Annotated in this window: 15 protein-coding genes; all 15 read right to left on the reverse strand. The window is 42.2% G+C overall.

Going from position 1 to position 20,238, the window contains the following annotated elements; all coding sequences use genetic code 11:
- Positions 1-4 precede the first annotated feature (4 nt).
- Positions 5-1,840 carry a type VI secretion system tip protein TssI/VgrG gene (gene tssI, locus CBX98_RS09005; protein WP_109169026.1) on the reverse strand — a complete coding sequence of 612 codons (1,836 nt, stop codon included), beginning with the start codon at positions 1,838-1,840 and terminating at the stop codon, positions 5-7.
- Between the two features lie 48 nt (positions 1,841-1,888).
- Entirely contained in the window at positions 1,889-2,368 is a 480-nt protein-coding gene (locus CBX98_RS09010) for a type VI secretion system tube protein Hcp (protein WP_005375967.1), read from the reverse strand.
- 208 nt (positions 2,369-2,576) lie between these two features.
- Entirely contained in the window at positions 2,577-5,144 is a 2,568-nt protein-coding gene (gene tssH, locus CBX98_RS09015; RefSeq protein ID WP_109169027.1) for a type VI secretion system ATPase TssH, read from the reverse strand.
- A 10-nt stretch (positions 5,145-5,154) separates the two neighbouring features.
- Positions 5,155-6,120 carry a type VI secretion system baseplate subunit TssG gene (gene tssG, locus CBX98_RS09020; RefSeq protein ID WP_046875360.1) on the reverse strand — a complete coding sequence of 322 codons (966 nt, stop codon included), beginning with the start codon at positions 6,118-6,120 and terminating at the stop codon, positions 5,155-5,157.
- Entirely contained in the window at positions 6,117-7,940 is a 1,824-nt protein-coding gene (gene tssF, locus CBX98_RS09025) for a type VI secretion system baseplate subunit TssF (RefSeq protein WP_046875359.1), read from the reverse strand. Before tssF ends, tssG begins: the two co-directional genes overlap by 4 nt.
- On the reverse strand, positions 7,937-8,401 hold the full coding sequence (gene tssE / locus CBX98_RS09030; RefSeq protein WP_012842186.1) for a type VI secretion system baseplate subunit TssE: 465 nt from the start codon (positions 8,399-8,401) through the stop codon (positions 7,937-7,939). The genes tssF and tssE overlap by 4 nt, the downstream gene beginning before the upstream one ends.
- A gap of 7 nt (positions 8,402-8,408) precedes the next feature.
- Complete coding sequence (locus CBX98_RS09035) at positions 8,409-9,203, reverse strand: type VI secretion system accessory protein TagJ (protein ID WP_104973744.1); 795 nt, start codon at positions 9,201-9,203, stop codon at positions 8,409-8,411.
- Between the two features lie 10 nt (positions 9,204-9,213).
- Positions 9,214-10,725 carry a type VI secretion system contractile sheath large subunit gene (gene tssC, locus CBX98_RS09040; protein WP_109169028.1) on the reverse strand — a complete coding sequence of 504 codons (1,512 nt, stop codon included), beginning with the start codon at positions 10,723-10,725 and terminating at the stop codon, positions 9,214-9,216.
- Positions 10,726-10,777: 52 nt separating this feature from the next.
- Positions 10,778-12,271 carry a type VI secretion system contractile sheath large subunit gene (gene tssC / locus CBX98_RS09045; protein ID WP_005396386.1) on the reverse strand — a complete coding sequence of 498 codons (1,494 nt, stop codon included), beginning with the start codon at positions 12,269-12,271 and terminating at the stop codon, positions 10,778-10,780.
- Complete coding sequence (tssB, locus tag CBX98_RS09050) at positions 12,271-12,801, reverse strand: type VI secretion system contractile sheath small subunit (RefSeq protein WP_005396385.1); 531 nt, start codon at positions 12,799-12,801, stop codon at positions 12,271-12,273. Before tssB ends, tssC (CBX98_RS09045) begins: the two co-directional genes overlap by 1 nt.
- Positions 12,802-12,816: 15 nt before the next feature.
- Positions 12,817-13,935 (reverse strand): type VI secretion system protein TssA, encoded by a 1,119-nt coding sequence (gene tssA, locus CBX98_RS09055; protein WP_109169029.1) that lies wholly within the window; start codon positions 13,933-13,935, stop codon positions 12,817-12,819.
- The gene (locus CBX98_RS09060) at positions 13,928-14,722 is read right to left on the reverse strand and encodes a protein phosphatase 2C domain-containing protein (protein WP_005398381.1); all 795 of its coding nucleotides are present in this window, start codon (positions 14,720-14,722) and stop codon (positions 13,928-13,930) included. The genes tssA and CBX98_RS09060 overlap by 8 nt, the downstream gene beginning before the upstream one ends.
- 9 nt (positions 14,723-14,731) lie before the next feature.
- Positions 14,732-15,427: a type VI secretion system-associated protein TagF gene (gene tagF, locus CBX98_RS09065; protein ID WP_104970766.1), complete on the reverse strand. Its 696-nt coding sequence runs from the start codon at positions 15,425-15,427 to the stop codon at positions 14,732-14,734.
- A complete protein-coding gene (gene tssM / locus CBX98_RS09070; RefSeq protein WP_109169030.1) occupies positions 15,409-18,927 on the reverse strand; it encodes a type VI secretion system membrane subunit TssM in 3,519 nt (1,172 codons plus the stop codon). The genes tagF and tssM overlap by 19 nt, the downstream gene beginning before the upstream one ends.
- A 16-nt stretch (positions 18,928-18,943) precedes the next feature.
- Complete coding sequence (gene tssL / locus CBX98_RS09075) at positions 18,944-20,236, reverse strand: type VI secretion system protein TssL, long form (protein ID WP_046875354.1); 1,293 nt, start codon at positions 20,234-20,236, stop codon at positions 18,944-18,946.
- Positions 20,237-20,238: the final 2 nt, after the last annotated feature.

The following is a 20,238-nucleotide window of genomic DNA, read 5'->3' on the forward strand; positions in this document are numbered from 1 at the left end:
CACCTTAGTTCAATGAAATTTGCCCAGCTTTAAGAGCGATAGCAGAGCCGTTAATAGATATTTTATTGCCTTTGATGTTGATTTCTCCGGAACTAGACATCTGAATCGAAGCGCCACCGACTTTGATCTCGATACTCTTTCCTGCATTAAAAGACAATACTTCACCCGTTTCATTAGAAAAGTTTTTACCTACTTTCAAGGTCGCATTCTTGCCAACCTCTTGATTGACATCATTCGTCACTTTTTCGGTTTTACTGTTTTCAACGGCAATATCAACACAGTCTTCAACTAGCATTTGGAAAAGTTTTTCGGCATGAAGATAGATGTGTTCTTCACCGGGTTTGTCATCAAAGCGCAACTCATTAAAATTAGATGTGCCTTTTTGTACAGAACGCGATTTATAACCACTTTGAGAGCTTTGCTCTGGTAACGTGTAGGGAGGGAGTTGACTACCATTGTACAGTGACCCCGTAACAATTGGCTGGTCAGGATCGCCATTGACAAACTCGACGATGACCTCTTGTCCTACTCTAGGATGAAACACCGAGCCCCATCCGTTACCCGCGATATTTTGCGCAACACGAATCCAACATGAACTGTTTACATCGTATTTGCCAACACGATCCCAGTGAAACTGAACTTTAATACGACCGTGTTTGTCTATGTAAATTTCGCCATCTTTGTTTCCCGTTACCACTGCGGTTTGCAAACCTTTCATCTGAGGTTTCGGATAGTTCACAGAAGGGCGAAGGATTGTTTTTGAGTCAACACAACTAAATGATACTTTAACACCTTGCGCAGCAGTGCCACCTTGACCAGTCTGATTATAAACAGCCGCAGATAAAAAAACGGCGGACAGTACGTATTCTTTGCCGACTCGAGACTTATCTTCATGCTTTTTAAACTTAAAGCACTTTCCCACACTGAACGTTCGACACGTTGCCTCGCCACGACACAGATATGCGTTTTGCTGTAGTGCTTCTATAGCGTGCGTGTTTCTAAGTACGTATTGATCATCACTTTCCGTTTCACCCATGTATTCAAAATACTCGCTTTCAGGCACGGTAAAAAAATCACTTTCACCCTTGGCAGTATTTTTAGGATTAGACGAAGGCTTAAGCATGTTATAGCCAGACTTTTGGCTTGCTTTAGTCGTCAAAACTTGGGTTTCATGCCAAGAAGAAATATGGCTAGACTTAGCCGTACCTGTATCAAAATCGACTAAAAACTCTGTACCCGGCTTATAGAAACTGATGTCATCAAAAATCTTAAGCGTGTGGACAGACTTAGTGTGTGTGAAACAGAACGATAGCCCTTCTTCTGACAATAAGCGTCGGACAAATTCAAGGTCTGACTCTTCATATTGCACTTTGTATGTGTATTTAGGGTACGACTTAGTTAACTCAAAACTAAAGGCGACACTATGCTCCGAGAGTACTTCGGAGATAATTTCTTTTATATCTTTATGCTGAAATATTCTGCAATTTTTTCTATAATCGGCGAAACGTAATTTAGGCTCTATTAATAACTCTATATTTTTATAATTCTCACCATTATGAGTATTAGAAACTCGTTGCCCTTCTAATCTTGCAGCAGATACATAACCATGTATATAACGAGGTTTTGAAGAAACATCCTCACTATTTTCAAGGGTAATTGTTACTTCTTTACCAATTATTTCGTTTAACTCACTTCGTTGATCATTAAAGTAAGCTTTAGCACGCAATGAAAAAAGTTCTGAGATCTCTTCTTTATACTCAAATGAGTTTAGTATGATGGCATCTTTTCCGAATGGAGAGGAAATTCGGATGAAATTGTTATCTTGAGTTGCTCTTTTCATTAAATACTTCTTTCAAAAAATGCGGGGGAATATTCCCCCGCATAAAAATTACATTTGTTGACCTTTAACACCGCTGTAGCCGTATACCAATGGCGCAGAAGTGTTGTTTTTATCGTCAGTAGGAGTCACTGTCATCATCATTTCAGTGTAAGAAATAGTGATGGTTTCAACTGGACGATCATCCTGGATAGAAACTGAGTAGTTAGAAATCATCGCATCAGTCAGTTCGATCTTCATGATTTCTTCAACTTTCTCACCCTGCTTAGTAATATGGAAAACCGCAGGTTTACCTTTACCAATTGTCGCTTCTTTAAATAAGTCAGGAGAAGAACGGTCTTGAAGTTTAGTGATAGTCAAATCATATAGACGAGTAGCGCTCGCTTCACGGTCCATCGCTGTACCAGTGTATGATGAGATCTCACGACCTACACTCCAATCTACAGATAGTAGTGTAATCAAATCTTTATATTGCTCGGCAGTTGCCTCACCCTTAATATCTGCGTATTTAAGATACGTATTAGACTGCATGCTAATCTCCTATAGCATTATTAATTGACATATATCGTAGTAATTTAATTATCTGACGTTTGATGATAATTAGTGATTAATGTATCAAAAACTTCATTTTAAATACGCCCTGTTATATCTTTAAATAAGACTTAATTTAAGCGTTTTTTATAAAAAATAATAGTTAATATGAACCAACTCCCAATTATTATTGAGAGTGTAAAGGATGTTAAACTATTGAGACATCAAGTCCACTAGTTGTACCTTTAACAATAATTTCATCAAACGTCTTATCATTAAGAATTGCATGCAATATTTCATGAGAAATCTTAGGAAGTAATGTGTTTTCTATGGTTGTCTGTACCACACGTGCACCGCTCCCCGACTCATTACTATTGTCTACAATATCATTAATTAGTTCTTCATCAAAAAATAGGTCAGCGCCGTAATTTTTACGAATGCGATTCGTAACTTTGGCTAATTTTAATTTTGTTATTTCTATCAATATTTCTCTTGATAGAGGCAAATAAGGTAATACATTAACACGTCCTAAAAATGCAGGTTTAAAGTCAACCAACAAATCGTCACGCAAAGCACCTTTTAGTGCTGAAGGTTCTGGATACAAATCAGGATCAGAATACAAAGACATCGTCGTTTCGGTCCCTGTATTCGCGGTCATAATAATAATAGTGTTTTTAAAATCTATATCGCGACCTTCACCATCTTTAATTGAGCCTTTATCGAATACCTGATAAAAAATATCTTGAACTCCAGGGTGCGCTTTTTCCATTTCATCCAAAAGAATCACACTATAAGGTTTGCGTCTGACGGCTTCAGTAAGTACGCCACCTTCGCCATACCCAACATAACCTGGAGGCGAGCCTAATAATAAGGAAACTTTGTGCTCTTCTTTAAACTCGGACATATTGATAGTTGTGACATTCTCTTCACTGCCGTACACTTTCTCTGCAATAGCTAAAGCAGACTCAGTTTTACCCACTCCACTTGGTCCCGTGAGAAGAAATACACCATTTGGTCGTGTCTCATCCGTGAGCTGTGCACTGGCAGTTTTTATCACTTCAGACATGACTTCCAAAGCGTGATCCTGTCCGACAACTCGTTTACACAAACTCTCTTTCAAACTCAGTACAGCTTGGATTTCATCATCCTGAAGTTTGCCCAGTGGTATCCCGGTCCAATCTGAAATTACTTCTGCAATAAGCGCTTCATTGACATGCGAAAATACTAATGGCTGCGAGTTAGCGGAGAGGCTACTTTCGAGCTCCTGTAACTTGTCCCTAGCAGTCTCAGAACCCTCCTTGATTATTTGAGCTCTAAGTGACTTAGCTTCACTTACCCACTCTTTTTCTTTCTCCCACAGCGTCTCTAGTTCAACTATTTCACTAGATAGAACATCAATCTCTTTTCTGACATCTTGCAACTGCATATCAAGAGGTGCACCTAGCTGACTTTCTTGGCTTAGGTGCTCATATTCAGCTTGCTTGGCTTTTAGTTTATTCCTTTTCGCATCTAGACCTCCCGGTGTAGACGATTGACTTAACGCGACTCGCGAGCAGGCTGTGTCTAAAACAGACACAGCCTTATCTGGCAGTTGTCGGCCATTAATGTATCGAGCTGAGAGTTGAACGGCAGCATTGAGAGCCTGGCTAGTGATGTGGACGTCATGGTGTTGTGCCATTACGTCAAGTAAACCACGTAACATCTCGATCGCTAGCTCCGGCGCTGGCTCGTCGACCTTCACTACTTGAAAGCGTCTGGTAAGAGCCGCGTCTTTTTCAAAATACTTTTTATATTCTGCCCAAGTTGTTGCTGCGATCGTCCTGAGTTCACCTCTAGCTAACGCTGGCTTTAGAATATTCGCTGCATCACCTTGTCCTGCTTGTCCCCCACCACCAATCAGACCATGTGCTTCATCGATAAACAAAATAATGGGTTGTGGTGCGTCGTTAACTTCTTTCACAAGGTTTTTAAGTCTGTTTTCAAACTCACCTTTCATGCCAGCACCAGCTTGCAATAACGCCAGATCCAAAGACTTAATCGCTACATTTTGTAGAGCAGGAGGTACATCGCCATCAATAATCTTTTGCGCCAAACCTTCAACAACGGCTGTTTTTCCAACGCCAGCTTCACCAGTTAGAATCGGGTTGTTTTGTCGACGTCTTAATAAGATGTCGATCATTAAACGGATTTCATTGTCTCTACCAATAACCGGATCTATCTTACCTTCCCTAGCCTGCTCAGTAAGATCTGTTGTAAATTGATTCAGCGCAGAATTCGCGTTTGATTTCCCTAGGTCATTCGATCCTGATTGACGCGTATTACTTTCTTTAAAGTTCAATAACCGAGATGGTTCTATCTTGTTTAGCTCAGGGCTAATCGAACCAGCCATGTTGACTAACGTATCATCAGACAAGTAGGCAAATAAAAGATGAATGCAATCCAACTGCTCCTGATTGAATTCAATCGTTGCCGATAGCAAAGCATTTTGCATCACAGTCACTGTGTGAGCTGAAAGACCTGGGACCGATTGACATCCCGTTTTGTATTTTTCAAGTGTCTTTTGAAGATCAGTTTCAACCTTGATTTTATCGACATCAAATTCGTCGAAAACTTCCGAGTAAATATCGGCAGGGTGTTGAATAATCGTCATTAACCAGTGAGACATTTCAATACTGTGATGGGTTCGAGAGCTTGCCATCGCAGCTGCTTGTTCAAGTGTTTCCTTAGCCTGAGGAGACAATCTTTCGACCAACGCTGAAAGTGAGAGTGAAGCCATTATGTTTCCTTTAAATAGTAATTGTTATGGTTCGATCTTTTGTGCGTTTATGTTTTTTAAGTACAGAACCAACACCTAACTGACCATGTTTTTTTGATAAACAAACTTGAGGTAATAAACTATGTTTGGTGGTGAGCTGCCATTTCACTTGCTTATGCTTACCAATAAATTCATAAGCCGCACGTTTAATAATTTCTACATTTGGATGGTTAGGCAGTAATTTACTAACCAGATCTTTGTGCTTTGGCAGAAACTCGATCGTTGTTCCTGCGTTTATATTCCAAGCTTTCGAGCCTAAGGATGCTCCGGAACCAAGTTGAGCAAACTGCCCTTCTGGCATAGTTCGAGATGAAAGACGTGTTTGCTCTTCTTTTGCAAGATGTAGCCACTGCCCTTGAAACTCATGAATCTTTACTTGGCATCCAGATAAACATTCAAGAACACTTTTTAGTCCAGCTTTACTTCTCGTCGGTGAAGCAAAAACACCACCATAGTGCAGGGACAAAGAACTACCCTGCCCAGTTAATGCCGATTTACAATCTTCTAAAGGTGAACGTAATCCCTGTGCATGAGCACGAGACTGAACGGTCAATTGACTTAGTTGCCAGCATCGATAGTAAAGAGACAGTAAACGATGGTTAAAAATATCGTAGAAGTCCACCATTGCTGTATCGCCTTCTTTTTGACGATGCAAAGCTAACTCGCTGTAGTGCTGAGGGAGCACCCCCTGCTCACCCGTTAGGCCTATCAGATTAGTTTCTAGTGCTAGCTTGTGGCTATCAATATGTTTCAGATCGCAAAGCTGCGCATTTTCAAAACCTAACGATGGGTTGACCTTTAGGTTTAGTTTTTCATGCTTAGGTAGAGCATCTGTCCCTATTTGTGCCTCGGCTTGCAAGATCTCGTGTTCGATAAGGTGAATTGCTTCAAACAACGGATGTTGCTTTAGATCTCGATAAAATTGCTCCGCGATCATAGCAACACCTTATCGCCAGTTAATGCAGGCCATAAGTGGAAGGGTTTTCCCGTTGACTTAAGTCTTATTTCTAGCTGCGTAAAAATGTTAATTTCAGCATATTGTGCAAAGTAAACGGATAAAACACTACCTAGGAGGAAGATTTGCTCTTTAGGTAAAATTTGATCAGAAACCGTCAAAATGATTTTTATACCGTGCGCAAAACCAACTTTACCTTTCTGACTGACTCTGCCTGTAGTCGGCTCGAACTCTAACTTCGCTAAAGCATCAATTACCGCTTTCGTTTCTGCGGTCCCAGAAAATGCATAGAGATTCAGAGTTTGCTTCAAAGTTGTTAATCCATCTTCTTCGGTAAAGTGGTTTAAAGTTAGAAGCTTAGTTAACTGCCATCGTGTACTTTCATCCATTTCTGGCCGGAGGGTTTCTGATATAGAAACTAAACAACGAACTGACTCGAAGTTGTCATTTACTTCCGGCAAAGAGACTTTTGGAAGACCGCCTCCAAATGGAAGCTTCTGCGCTAAATTACGATTGCAGCACTCCGCTTCAACGTACATTAGCCAGTTTTCTCGGCTCTCTGGACTGAACAATTGATGCCTTTTATCAACAAAAGAAATGTAAGTTTCCCTGCCCGGTTCATCGTATCCACCAGCCCAATTTTTATCCTCACGTCTCATCAACCAATAAATTTCACTGGCGTTCATATAATGCGTGTGCTCACCAGCGTGATAACATGGCAGGTTGTGATACGTTTTGTTCCAGTTTCTCAATGTTACGTCAGAAATAGAGACAACCTCGTTACTCTCGGCTTCCTGGTATTGCGGTGATAAGTGGTAATCGTACTCGGTTGGTAGAATACGCTTGGGCTCCATAACACTTTTAAATAAGTTGACGACTGGCACACAACCAACCATCAAGCTCTCTTCATCCACTTGCTTAGGAAGCCAATCATCATTGGTATCAAAGTAAAAATACAGTTCAGCTTGCTCTCCAAGAGCTAGCTCTGATAATCCAAGTTCAGTGATATCAAAGAACATGAACTTCTCAGGAAAGTGCAGATACTCAACAAGTAATCTTGCTCCCGAAAAGCTTCTCTTACTGTATGGAACAACCTTCTCATCTTCTGAAAATCCCACTTCAATAAGATGCCTTTTCGTTAAAGAACGAACTTCTTTGCCACCCGCAACGACAGATAAACCAATTAGATTTTGAAATAGCATTTGGTAAAGTTTAAACGTCAACTGAGATTGCCCGTTTAAATAAAAGCGCAACCGTTCTAATCCCATGTCACTCAGAGATGTCTCTTCATCTTGGGCGGTGAGCTGGATTTTCAAAACTGAATGAGCATGGCTTTCCCATTGGGAGCCCACCGATTTAAGCGGTGCGTTTTTGAAAGCGCCAGAGGTCACATCAACAGGGTACATTCTGACCGGATAACAGGTTCTAAACTCGCATTCGTGGTATCCAGGAGCACCGATAACGACTCGCTCACCTTCTTCTACGTCAAAAAAAGAGGAAGTGGAGCTAGAGCAGTTCATCTTAATGACGGACATTGATGGAATTGGTGCGTGAAAATCCGGATATAACTGCCCCATCAAAGATTCAGTGAACTGAGGATAACTATTGTCTAAACTTTGTCTAATCCTTGCCGTTAGAAATGCACAGCCTTCTAGCAATCTTTCTACATGTGGATCGTCAACCTGCTCCTCACTGATACGGAGTCTCGCAGCGATCTTAGGATACTGCTCCCCAAACTCTTGTCCTTTGTGACGTAAATAAGCTAACTCGCGATTATAGTATTTGAGAAACTCTTCACTCATTTCGCTCTACTCAGTTTCATACCTAAATTTACCGGCTCTACTTCAGAATTGAATCGCACTTCATGAATGCTGTTATCGATTAAGCAAGTGGCGCTAATTTGTAACCTCAACACCCTATCAATAGCGTTTTTCTCGTCCGAAATCTGGACATAAGGATTCCTTAACCTAGGCTCGAACTCTTTAATTGCATCATGAACAATGTCACAAAGCTGATTCTGCCCCTCTTGGCTGCTATAAGGCATCGAGGAAAAATCTGGCAGACCATAATTCAATATTGAATAGCGAACCTCTAAAAGGTCATCAGGAATGTTTTTCCATCCGATACGACTATTTAACATAGACTCCAGATCTCTAAGCAAGCTGTTCAACATCTGTTGTTGGCTCGTAGGGAAGTCTTTTTCATCTCTAGTTGAAGGATCACTATCCATCAATTTGTCGAGCAGAGAAACGGTTAAAGACATGTTATTGTTACGCTATTTGTTTCGACTCTAACAATGTAATCAAGTCACAGATTGGGAGGGCTGAATCACCAACTAGCCAACATTTTTGGCCTAAACCCACGAAGGATTCTTGCTCACCAAGCTGTTTCCAATCTGTTTCTCGACCTAGCTTTTGTGCGTCAGTTTCTGAGTCAACATAGGTCAATGGCATATGGCCTTCTCCTTCGCCAAGTCCGTCAATATCAAACTCTACAGGTCGCCAAATACTTTCTAATAAAGAGGTAGGTGCTTTTATTTCTAGCGCTTGAATGCTAGAAATTGGAACAAGAAAATAGTTACCCGCGGTGGAAAACAGTTCAATGTAACCACCTAAACGATCATCAATATCCCTAGCATCTTCATAGTTTGTACCGTTTATGTTAAAGCCTTTAATAGTACGATGCTCTTCAATGCTATGCGCTAGGTGTGACGCTTCTGCATAGTCTTGATTTTTGAGAGCGAGGTTAAAGCGAACAAGCTCTTTAGTGAATTCCTCGTCACCTAATACCTTGGCACTAGCCGCACCGTCGATAAAATCTTTTCTAGCCTGGGCCGCTTTCACTAAATGTCGCAACTGACTTGCACCAGGTAGATACTCAGGAAACAATTTGATCGATTGCATAAGTTGCTCATCCGCACGCTCGAAGTCTCCATCAATGCAAAGCAGCTCAATGAACGAGCTTCTCAAGCTTGCATCTTTAGGCGCCGCTTTAATTTCATCAATTAATAGCTCTAGAGCTTGTTGCAATTGGCCTTGGGACAAAGCATTTTTCCATTGGGTCATTGTTATTTCCTTACACCAAGTGCTCTGGTGATAATTCAGTAATTAATTTAATGCTAGATACCATTTGATCGAGCTGGAAGTGCGGTCGCAAATGGATAACAGAGTAATAGTGTCCTGGAGTTTCTCTTTTCTCTCGAACCGTAATTTTCGCTTCATTTAAGGGGTACTTCGCCCTAAGTTCATCAGATGCTTCATCCGACGCGGTAGTGTACTGATGCAACCATCGTTGAAAGTCTCGCTCAAGGCTTTCTGCATCTTGATATCCACCAATCTTGTCACGCCCCATAACCTTGAGATAATGTGCGACTCGCGACACACACAACGTGTATTGCAACATCGACGTGAGCTTTGCATTCGTTGAAATGTGTTTTTCTGCATATTGCTTAGGCTTGTAGAGAGATACATTCGAGGTCATCCCTACCATATCGGTTTCAGGTACAGGAGAAATAGAAATGAAACCGCATTCAGACAACTCTTGTTCTTTTCTCTCAGAGATCTTTAAGTTTAAAGGACATCTTTCACGGTCATTCTTGCCATTAACACGCATTTTGTTCCTAGTAGGAGCAACGATAATACCCTGACTATAATCCCCTTGCTTAATGCCTCGCATGTGCGTAAACCACCCATGCTCCTGAAACGCTCTAATTGATACGGCCGCAAAACAATACGCGCTACTCCCCCATAGCAAATCGCGATTAGAGTCGTAGACATGCTCTTGAAAGTCGAACTGATCGTTGCGTGAACCATCACTTTTATATGGCTGACGGAATAAAACATTCGGCGCAGTCAGGCCAATAAATTTGGTATCATCGTTGTCTCTCAAACTGCGCCATTTTGCGTAATCTGCCTGTTCAAATTGGGCCGCAATATCTCTTATCGCAGAAAGCTGTGAAAAACTGTCAACACCAAACATCTCCGGCGATGCTGACATAATGAACGGGCTGAATGCTGCCGCTGCAGACTGAGAGATCTTGCTGAGCACAGACAGATCTCTATCAAAATAATTTTTACTCGCATCACAACGAAGTTGATAATCGCCAACTACCACGCCAAAGGGTACTCCCCCGGCCATGCCATATTCATTTTGATAGAGCAGCTTAAATAGTGCTGATTGGTCAAACTCGATGGCTTTTAGTGCATCTTTACTGACTTCATTCCATGTTGCCGCCAACACCTTGACTTTGACGGAGTCTGATGAGCGAGTGTCGACCTGTTCGCATAAATACCTCACGCCGATCCAACCTCTTTCGAGTTGTTGAAACTCAGGATGATGTATTATTTCGTTTAATTGAGATTCTAATAGCTCATCAATTCGGTTTATCGTGTTCATCACACTATGACGAAAACTGTCCAAATCTCTTGAACGCGTACCTTCTAGCCAAATTCGAGCTGACTCTAAAAGATCAGAAGATTCATTGAATCGAGTCAACCACGGGCTATCAAGCTCAGCATAGCCTCCTGTGCTGAATTCATGCTTTAGCTTGCTGGGATCGCGAAAGTTAAGTGACACTGCTATTTCCATCTAGAACATAACGATTTGGTATGGCTGGCCCTACGACCAGCCAATTCATTTCTTATCCACCCGACTGAGGGATCTTTGCAACAAGTCGCAAAGATGTCGTCAATTCTTCCATTTGCAGCCAAGGCTTAAGCCATGCTACAGCATTGTAAGAACCTGGTGCGCCAGGGATTTCCTTAACCTGGACACGAGCATCTGCTAGAGGGTATTTCGCTCGGATCTCTTGACCACCACCCTCTGAAGCATTTACATAGCCTAGAATCCAGCGGTTCAACCAAGACTCAACGTCTTCTGCTTCCATAAAGCTACCGATTTTATCTCGAGCCATTACCTTCAAATAATGCGCAAAACGAGATGTCGCCATCATGTAAGGTAGACGTGCTGAAATCGCCGCATTAGCCGTTGCTTCTGGAGATTCGTGGTTCGCCGGTTTTTGACAGGTTTGCGCACCAAAGAACACCGCATAGTTGGTGTTTTTGTAGTGACAAAGCGGTAAGAAACCAAGTTTACCCAGCTCTGCCTCACGTCGGTCGGTAATACCAATCTCTGTTGGACACTTCATATCAGGATCGCCATCATCACTCATGAAGAAATGTGTTGGCAAATTATCCACTCGACCACCACCTTCTGCACCACGGATAGCTGTACAGAATCCATATTTTGAGAAGGCGTCTGTTAACTTAACACCAAGAACATACGAAGAGTTCATCCAACAGTAGTCATTATGCTCAGCATTGACAGCAATACCTGACACTGGATCTACTTCGAACTCTTCAAATCCAAATTCCTCAACTGGAGCAGTGGCTTGTCCGTATGGCAAACGAGCCAGAACTTTCGGCATAGTCAGGCTAACAAAACGTGAATCAGCACTCTCACGGAACGAACGCCATTGAGCGTATTCTAGCGACTCAAAGACCTTGTCTAGATCGCGTGGTTTTGACAGTTCAGTCCACTCATCAAAACCAAATAGTGCTGGTGAGGCCGCGGACAAGAATGGGGAGAAGCCTGAAGCGGCTACATTTGACATTAGGCGCAGCGACTCAATATCCTCTGGGTGGTTGGTAAACTCATAGTCACCAATTAATGCACCATAAGGTTCACCACCTGCACTGCCAAACTCAGACTCGTAAACTTTCTTAAAGATCTGGCTTTGGTCAAATTCAACCGCTTTACTCAAGTCTTTATGTAACTCTTTCTTGGTCATACTCATCATGCGAATTTTCAGAGTAGAGCTCGTCTCTGAGTTCATCACTAGATAATTTAAACCACGCCAAGAACCTTCAAGTTTCTGTAATTCAGGATGATGCATTACTTCAGACAACTGATCAGAAATCTGTTTATCAAGTAAATTAATCGCTTCACGAAAAGTTACCGTTAGGTTTTTGTTCCAAGTAACCGTCCCTTTCATCGCTTCTTCAGTGAGCGTTTTAATTAGCTCTTCAGCACGAGAGGCTTCTGTCTGCTTAGTTGCACCAATAGCTTGATCTAAAAATGAAGTTGTTTGTTCATTAACAGTTGGATCTAACTGCTTTTCAGCTTCAGTCGTCATTATTCCGCTCCTTCAGTACTGTCTGACTTCGCTTTCTTGCCAAGATCTAACTCGCCCGCAAGTTTTGCCAGATTGTCTGTGTTGTTCAAAACATCCTCTAAGATGTTTTCAAGCTCTTCAGAACGGTCAACTTTTGTCATCAAATCACGCAGTTTATTACGCGTTTCCATCAGTTGGCGCAGTGGATCAACTTGATTTACGATCGCAGCGGGCTCAAAGTCTTGCATTGATTTAAAGTTCAAATCCACCTCAAACTGTGAATCGTCGTTCGCAAGCTTATTCGCAACTTTGAACTTAACCGATGGGTTCATCTTTTTGAGCACATCATCGAAGTTGTCTCGATCGATCTGAATAAAACGGCGGTCTTTCAAAGGCTTCAACGCTTCAGTGTTTTGACCAGCGAAGTCACCCATTACACCTACAACAAAAGGTAGCTCTTTCTTAAGAGTTGTACCTTCAGTTTCAACATCATAGGTAATGTGGACACGAGGCTTCCGTACTCGTGACAGTTTCGAGTGGATACTCGTCATACCATTCTCCCTTTATTAATTTTCATTTTGTTCTGCTATGCCAACCAAACGGAAGTAGCTTTTCTTTGCATCTCCGTCGGAGATAAGTTCCGCCAGTAACTCCGGCAGAGGCATTCCACACCAACGAATGATCTGTTCGATGGAGTAAGAAACTGGTGAGTGAGGCTCACTCTCTCTGAAGAAATCAGCCACTTGCTGCAATTGTCTAATCGCCTGCTCTCGTGATTTCATGTTTGTCGCTAATAGTGCATCAGAACTTTGTGAACTCACTTGTTGTTCCGAAGAAGAAGATTCATCCACCTCCTCCAGTTCTTCAAACACAGCTTGTGGTTGATTAAAACGCTCTCCAAGGAGATGCTTTAATGCCGAGTGTATTGATTCAAGCCTTTTTGATATATAAGAGCTAGGAGTGACATCACCTACCGCTTCATCTAATCGCTGACTGAATTCATTAAATGACTCTGTGGCGAACTCCAGATCAGCGATTAGCTCACGATAAAAGGCATCAGAGGTAGATTTAACTGTAGTTGTAATATCAGATAGCTCTGTAGCGCCAAGATCGACTCGATTTCGGCGCTTATCTTCATCTAAACGCTCCAACTCAATAGCTCGCTGATATTCCCAGTAGGCATACGCTTGCTCAACGCCTACGTCAGTAAGCGGGATACAAGCAATAGGGAAAATAAGTGTTCCTTCGCTATCGATACCATTGAGGCCAGTAATCGCCGATATTCTTGTTTCAATACCATCCTCATCAGGCATTGGATAGAGATCATCCCAAAACTTCTCGATGAACTCGGTTGCGAGTTTGTACCCAACGCCCATACCACGAAAACCATGCAATCGAGTTAGAGCCTCTATAAGCCAAGCCACAAACTCTAAATCTTTAGATTGATTCGTAAGTATCTCTGGTACTTCTTCAATAAATACCCGCCATAAGTTACTGTGGGTATAAATACTTTCTTCTTCTATAAGCGCATTACGCTCTGCATTTCGCGCAGCCATACGCTGATCTTTTAATCGGTAATAAGCGGACTGTGGCGATACATCTTCTCTAGGATCAACACCTGTGGGATTCTCTTGAGATATAGGAGCCAACGCTTGTTCATACCAATCGAACATCTCACTATTCATAAGACCTCCCTCTAAGAAAAACGGGGATCGTCGCGTCTTCTCTCGTTACTGCTTCAAATTCTGTCTGCGCTTGGCGAACTTTGACTAACGCACAAGTAACGTTATCACTTGCACCTCTCACTAACGCCGAATGCATGAGCGCTAATCCTGCTTGATTTACTGAGTCCGCATACAATGTCCGGTGAATTTCATCACTCGTTAATTCTTTAGAAAGCCCATCACTACACAGAAGAAATTGATCTCCGTCAGCCAACTGCCCCGAAACTTGATCAATAGTGATACTCTCATCTACCCCAACAGCTCTGGTAATAACATTTGCGAGAGGATGTGACTCAGCATCTTCAAATGCCAATAACCCTTGATCGACTAAATCCATAACTTGACTATGATCGCGTGTTTTTTGAGAAAAATGACCATTTCTAAGCTGGTAAATTCGGCTATCACCGACCCAAAGACAGTGGTAATACCCGTCCTGGATAAACAACAAAACGAGAGTTGTTCCCATCGTTTTACCGTCTAAGTGATTTTGTGCGTATTGATAAATTTCTAAATTCGCGGCTTGAACCACACTCCGGATATCATCGATATTGGTATTTGGGACATCCTGCATATGGCGCGCGATTCTATCCACTAGCATCTGGCTTGCTATGTCGCCAGCACTATGCCCACCCATTCCATCGGCTACAACCCAAATATGCTGCTCTGTCATATCTAAAAGAGCATCCTCGTTATAAGGGCGTACTTTTCCTGCGTGCGATTTAGCAAAGGTAAAATAGTTCCAATTCATTCTTCTATCCTACCAATTCCACTTTTTCCAACCGCCATCAAGCATGGCAGAAAATTGACCAATAGAAGGGAAACCGCTGGTCATAAACATACATGGTTCAACTAGAGTCGAGCCTTCAGTCCACCAAAAGCATGGCTTACTCAATTTTTCTTTAATGAGGTAATTCAAAAGTGCGCTTTGATCTGCTCCACCTTGATCATGAAAAATCGTAGATATTTGGCTTTGATAAAGAAATTTAAGAGGCCGCACTTCACTTTTTACATTCGCCACTAAATCGTTTTTTTCTTGCATGCTCTTATGCCAAACATCAAATACAAAGTCGTCCTCAAGTACTGCTAGGGCAAGAGATGCACTGTCCTCGGTCCAAGCTTTGTCCCCCCAATATTGCGCAGCTTCACCTTTTACGGCACGAGCTATAGTAAAGAAAAAGTATCTACCGCATGCATCTACACTAGGAATCATGCTACCAATGTATGTCGAGTCTTCTAAGTAACTAACATCCAGAGCAAAGTGCCACACAGGCGCGGTTAAAAAGTGCTCATTCCAACTTTCACCCAATTGTTCTCTGCTGACTGCAATAACAGCCTGCTGCCAGTCATGCCAGCGCTCTGAAAAATCTTGTGATAAGCCATCTTTCACAAAGTCTCCTTTTGCAGGCATTTTACCGATATAACCCCAGGCTGATGTTACAAGGTTCGTGGACATCTGAACCTCTCCATTTCATTTGACCAAAACGGATTAATAGCACTAGACGGAATAAGCTCTAGTTGCACCTTATTTCCCTTTAAATCAATCATAACTATGTTGTCTTTACGTGATTCTGGTCTTGCTTTAAGTGATTGATCCAAAAGCTTGAATATGCCCCACTCACCTTCATAGGTATGAGCAATTTCGCGTTTAGATTCTGGTGGTGTGAACACTATTCGAGTCTGGTCTTGACCCGCAGGCCAGCTCAAGGATTTAGCTCGTGCTGGTCCATGCTTATAAACCAAATCTTGCTTACCTAGCTCTAGAACAAACCGAGTAATGTGCTGATCCAGATACACTGGTTTCATACCGAACTCTACGCGCAATGAATTATCAGATTCAAAGAAAGACTGCCTGATACGCTTCGCTCTTTGAAAGACCATCAGCGTTTCTGGACGAACTCCAATTTCCTTTTCTAATCGCCAACGACTTTTCGACGTATCGACAAACGGTTCAAGATACTCTTGGAAGAATGAGTCAAGCGTACCTCCATAACCAAAGAAACGTTTGAAGTCCTTCAGCCTTACTTCTCTGCTCGCATTTGGCTCGAATGGGTATCTACCCGCAATCGTCCGCTGATAAGGGCGCACCACTTGCGTAACCCAAAGCTGATTTAGATGATCTTTCGACCCGCTCTCCGCAAACTTAACTGACTCTTGAGAAAGTTCACCTAGCCATTGATTAAATGGCCTAGGCAAAAGTTCTTTAGCGCGAGCAAAGGAAGCAGCCACATCTTGTGTAACGGTCCCATCTAAAATACTTTTGTAAGCAATTTTCTGATTATTACCTGAGCTTGATAAATCGCTTAAGTACGAGCGCAAGTTAACCATAGCTTGTTGAATATCATCAAAGTCTTGTTCGCCGAGACGTAAGATCTCCGAAAAATGAGATTCGACTTCTTTACCTGGCAGTGCAACATTGAAACCATTTTCTTCAGGCAAGTACATGTCTAGTCTATCTGCCGTATTCGAAAATTTAACTTTGGCAACCTTACCAGCAACTTCAGAAGCGGCCTTCTGATTTTCTGACAATGATACTTTCGACAAACCAACTTCTTTTTGGATTGCCCTCAACAACGATTCGATTGGTCTTTCAACTCCAGATAGAACTCTAGCTTGTTCTGTTGCAAGCTCTAGGCTCGGAGCCTGCTTAAGTTGAATATCTTCGATCAGAGTTTTCCATTCATTCACATAATCTTGATAGTATCGAGATTGGACTCCTTGAATAGCGCTATCTTGATCAATTTCATGAGCCTTAAGATCGTCACCATAAACCCAGTTCTCTTCCATTAGGCTTTTTACTGTACGGTTGATCTGAATCTGAAAAATGCTATGAAAGCCATTGTACGTATAAAAGCCTGAAATGCCCTGTGATAACGGCTTTCCACTCGCTCGTTCAAACTGCTCAAGCCCTTTAGGCCCCAAGACATCAGTCAAACGAAATGAAGGAACATGACTCTTCGAAAATTGTATCTTCATTCGCTGATAAGCACGTTCTGGTAGAGACATTTGTGTCAAAACCTCGCGGGCATTAGTCACGGCAGCAGTATTATAAGAAAAGCCTTGTCCATTATTCTCTAATAAATTTTGAGTGTGCTGTAACAGACCTTTTCTTAAGTCTATATTTAGTTCACCCGGATATTGACGTTCAAAATAGAAGTTAAACCAAGCCAACACTTCATCTTGTTGGTATTTGTCTGGATTAAATAACATCAAATAAGTTTTCAACGTTTCATACAAATACTCTCGATGCTGTTGATTACTTTCCATTTCCGTCACCAAGCTATCAAGAAGCAAGGGAGCGTAATATTGGGTCAACGCATCAGAATATGCATTGTTCGCCGCCTGTGAGACTTTATCTCCTTGATAGAGACCAAACCTTTTTACGGAATCAGCATCGCCGTAGTTGCTTTGCTTTCCTAGAGGAAGCGTCATCAATCGGTCTAATGTCTCTACGGCTGAGATAATATCCGCCTCAAAATCTAGGCTCTCAGCACCAATCATTGCTTCAATATGGCCGGCTTGCTCATTGGTATCGACAATCAGCTGAGAATTCCACTTGTAGCTCATAAGCCAAAGTGAAGACGCACCTAGCAGTAGAGAAGCACAGCCAATGTAAACACCTCGGCGCATCCACCCTGACTGCTTTTGATAGTGACGATTAACCGTTCCTAACAGTTGTTCCTTGAAAATAACCTTATCAAACAAGTTCTTCACGAAATAACTATGAGACCCTGTTGGGCTCTTTGCTAGAGCGAGGCGATTTAGTCCAAGTCCATTGGTCGATTCATTCATTAACTTATCGACTGGTAAGCCTTCTTGGACCGAGCTCAACATAAACACACCACGAATCAAGGCTGGCTCTTCAAAACTATTTTGTGCAAATATTTCCGCTAAAAATTCATCAAGGTTAGCTTGCAATACCCTTAGCTGTTTAGGAAATTCAAAAATAAGTGCTCGCTTCTCTAAATCATCTTCAGTTTCAAGGATTCTCAGCATTCGAGCATCAAGTCGCTCCAACATGCCATGAAATTCTTTATTGAATAAAGAAATAACCCCTCTTTCATCAGCCACTTCACGCGGAAACATGAAACCGAACAATTCCTCACGCTCTTCCTTACTTAGATCAGAGAAGAACTCATTGAAACCCGCGACTAAATCCATTTTGGTCAGTAGTACGTAAATAGGAAATTGCATCCCTAACTGATTCTTCAGTTCTTGAAGGCGCGACTTGATAGCTCGAGCATGAAGGCTTCGCTCGGTTCTCGTCTGCGACATCACACTGGCTAAACTGATCGTGACAATTGCACCATTAATTGGCCTTTGCGTTCTATATTTTTTCAACAACCCTAAGAAGCCGTGCCATGCTTTAGAGTCGACTTTTTCTTGACTGTCTTGTGTCGTGTATCGACCGGCCGTATCAATCAGAACTGCTTTATTTGCAAACCACCAATCACAATGACGAGTTCCACCGACTCCAGCAATAGAGTCAGAACCAAGGCTATCCGCTAACGGAAACTCTAGCCCTGACTGCTTTAACACTGTTGTTTTCCCTGTCCCTGGAGGGCCGATCAACACATACCAAGGCAAGTCATATAAGCTTCGCTTTCCTTTATGTGTTTTCGTTACTACTTTGACAGCTTGCTCAATACGCTCGCGCATTAAGTCAATTTCACTCGCCGCTTCTTTATCTGATTGACTATCAACCTCAAGTAACGTTTGAATACTTTCGTCTTCTTTAACTTTTTGCTTGTGCTGCTTAGTCACGTTGAATAAAGCCCACACAAACACCAGCACTAAAATCGTGACGAGTCGTTGGAAGTCGCTCTTTAGTGGCTCATATCCCGCTATCGTGATAAGTGGACCAACAACCCAAATAAAAATTGAACAAGCAGCGACACCGATAAGACCGAGAAACCACCTTTGAGTAAATATTCTGCCAATTTCTTTAATACGCATCTCTATCTACCTGTTATTAATTCGCGACAAGGAGGTCGATTTCAATTCGACGGTTAATAGCTCGGTTTTCGTCACTATTATTTTCAACCAATGGTCTTGCATCACCCAGCCCTTCTGGTATTACTCGACCTTCTAGTGCGCTATTCGAGATAAGTTGTTCAGACATAGCAGTAGCTCGAGCTAATGATAGATGCCAGTTCGAAGGATATTTACTCGTGAAAATTGGCCTATCATCGGTATGACCTGTCACAATGATCTTGCCTTGGGTAGACTCCAACGTTCTAGCGAGTTTAGAAATTACGGGTTGGATATACGCGACAACATCAGCACTACCTGATTCAAATAGATCTTGCGACTTTAACGAAATTCTTACCCTGTCTTGCAACGGCTCGACGTTGATTAGCCCCTTCCCGATCTCAGTTGCCAGATACATAGAGATCCTTTCTGCAATTGGCGCTGATTTTGATTCTGACGTTGTATCTTGGTTAAGCTGTTGCGGTTGAACCAAATTGACTAATTGAGAAAAGGTGCGGTTGGAAGCCTTGTTTAGCTCATAGCTAAAATACATAAATATACAAACCAATAATGCAGCCGTTACGGAGCACACAACCCAGAGAGGAGCTCTGTCGGAAGCCTTAGAGCCATTCAAAATGTGTTGTTCGATACTATTGCTTAGCTCTTGAGGTATCCCTCTTCCGTAAGACTTAAGAATAGCGATAATCTGCCTTCTCAGTTTTCGGTGAGACTCCAGTCCGTTTTTTTCCAAACGGTATTGGCCGAGAAACCCAAGCGATAAGCACACGTACATCAATTCAAGCAAATCTAAATTTGTATCTGGTTGCGCCATGCACTTATCAAGGTACTTAAAGAACGCCTCCCCACCTTGGCTGCTGGCATAGAAAGAACTAAGCAATGAGTCATGGCTCCAAAATGAATGCCCCCCCCAATTAGTATTGAGCACCGCTTCATCTAACGAGCAACACAAACAGTAACGAGCCGTATCAATAGTGTCCAAATCAACGTCGTGGTGGCGTAGTCGGTTCTCATAATCTCTAAGTTTTTGTGCCAACGTCTCTTTTAGAAACAACGGGTCAGAATGAGTTGCTGTCGCTCGAATTTGACCAATAATAGATAAAAGACCATTTGCTTCTGCCAATAAAGGGTTGTTCCCATAAGCAACCACTGAATCGTTATTCACCAATTCAGGACTTTTTGAGATAACTACCGTATTATCTGCTGACTTTTCTGATTGTGGTTTCGGTGCGGGCGCTCTTCCACCCGGTGTTGGTTTTACGATCGTTTGTTCCATAC

The organism is Vibrio sp. T9 (genome assembly GCF_003123985.1).
GTDB lineage: Bacteria > Pseudomonadota > Gammaproteobacteria > Enterobacterales > Vibrionaceae > Vibrio > Vibrio diabolicus.

Bases quoted from the DNA above. Each gene is read 5' to 3' on its own strand.
- tssH (WP_109169027.1), bottom strand. From the start codon at position 5,144: ATGGCTTCACTCTCACTTTCAGCGTTGGTCGAAAGATTGTCTCCTCAG.
- tssF (WP_046875359.1), bottom strand. From the start codon at position 7,940: ATGAGTGAAGAGTTTCTCAAATACTATAATCGCGAGTTAGCTTATTTA.
- CBX98_RS09035 (WP_104973744.1), bottom strand. From the start codon at position 9,203: ATGACCCAATGGAAAAATGCTTTGTCCCAAGGCCAATTGCAACAAGCT.
- tssM (WP_109169030.1), bottom strand. From the start codon at position 18,927: ATGCGTATTAAAGAAATTGGCAGAATATTTACTCAAAGGTGGTTTCTC.
- tssA (WP_109169029.1), bottom strand. From the start codon at position 13,935: ATGAATAGTGAGATGTTCGATTGGTATGAACAAGCGTTGGCTCCTATA.
- tssB (WP_005396385.1), bottom strand. From the start codon at position 12,801: ATGACGAGTATCCACTCGAAACTGTCACGAGTACGGAAGCCTCGTGTC.
- tssC (WP_109169028.1), bottom strand. From the start codon at position 10,725: ATGGAAATAGCAGTGTCACTTAACTTTCGCGATCCCAGCAAGCTAAAG.
- tagF (WP_104970766.1), bottom strand. From the start codon at position 15,427: ATGTCCACGAACCTTGTAACATCAGCCTGGGGTTATATCGGTAAAATG.
- tssL (WP_046875354.1), bottom strand. From the start codon at position 20,236: ATGGAACAAACGATCGTAAAACCAACACCGGGTGGAAGAGCGCCCGCA.
- CBX98_RS09010 (WP_005375967.1), bottom strand. From the start codon at position 2,368: ATGCAGTCTAATACGTATCTTAAATACGCAGATATTAAGGGTGAGGCA.
- CBX98_RS09060 (WP_005398381.1), bottom strand. From the start codon at position 14,722: ATGAATTGGAACTATTTTACCTTTGCTAAATCGCACGCAGGAAAAGTA.
- tssG (WP_046875360.1), bottom strand. From the start codon at position 6,120: ATGATCGCGGAGCAATTTTATCGAGATCTAAAGCAACATCCGTTGTTT.
- tssI (WP_109169026.1), bottom strand. From the start codon at position 1,840: ATGAAAAGAGCAACTCAAGATAACAATTTCATCCGAATTTCCTCTCCA.
- tssE (WP_012842186.1), bottom strand. From the start codon at position 8,401: ATGTCTTTAACCGTTTCTCTGCTCGACAAATTGATGGATAGTGATCCT.
- tssC (WP_005396386.1), bottom strand. From the start codon at position 12,271: ATGACGACTGAAGCTGAAAAGCAGTTAGATCCAACTGTTAATGAACAA.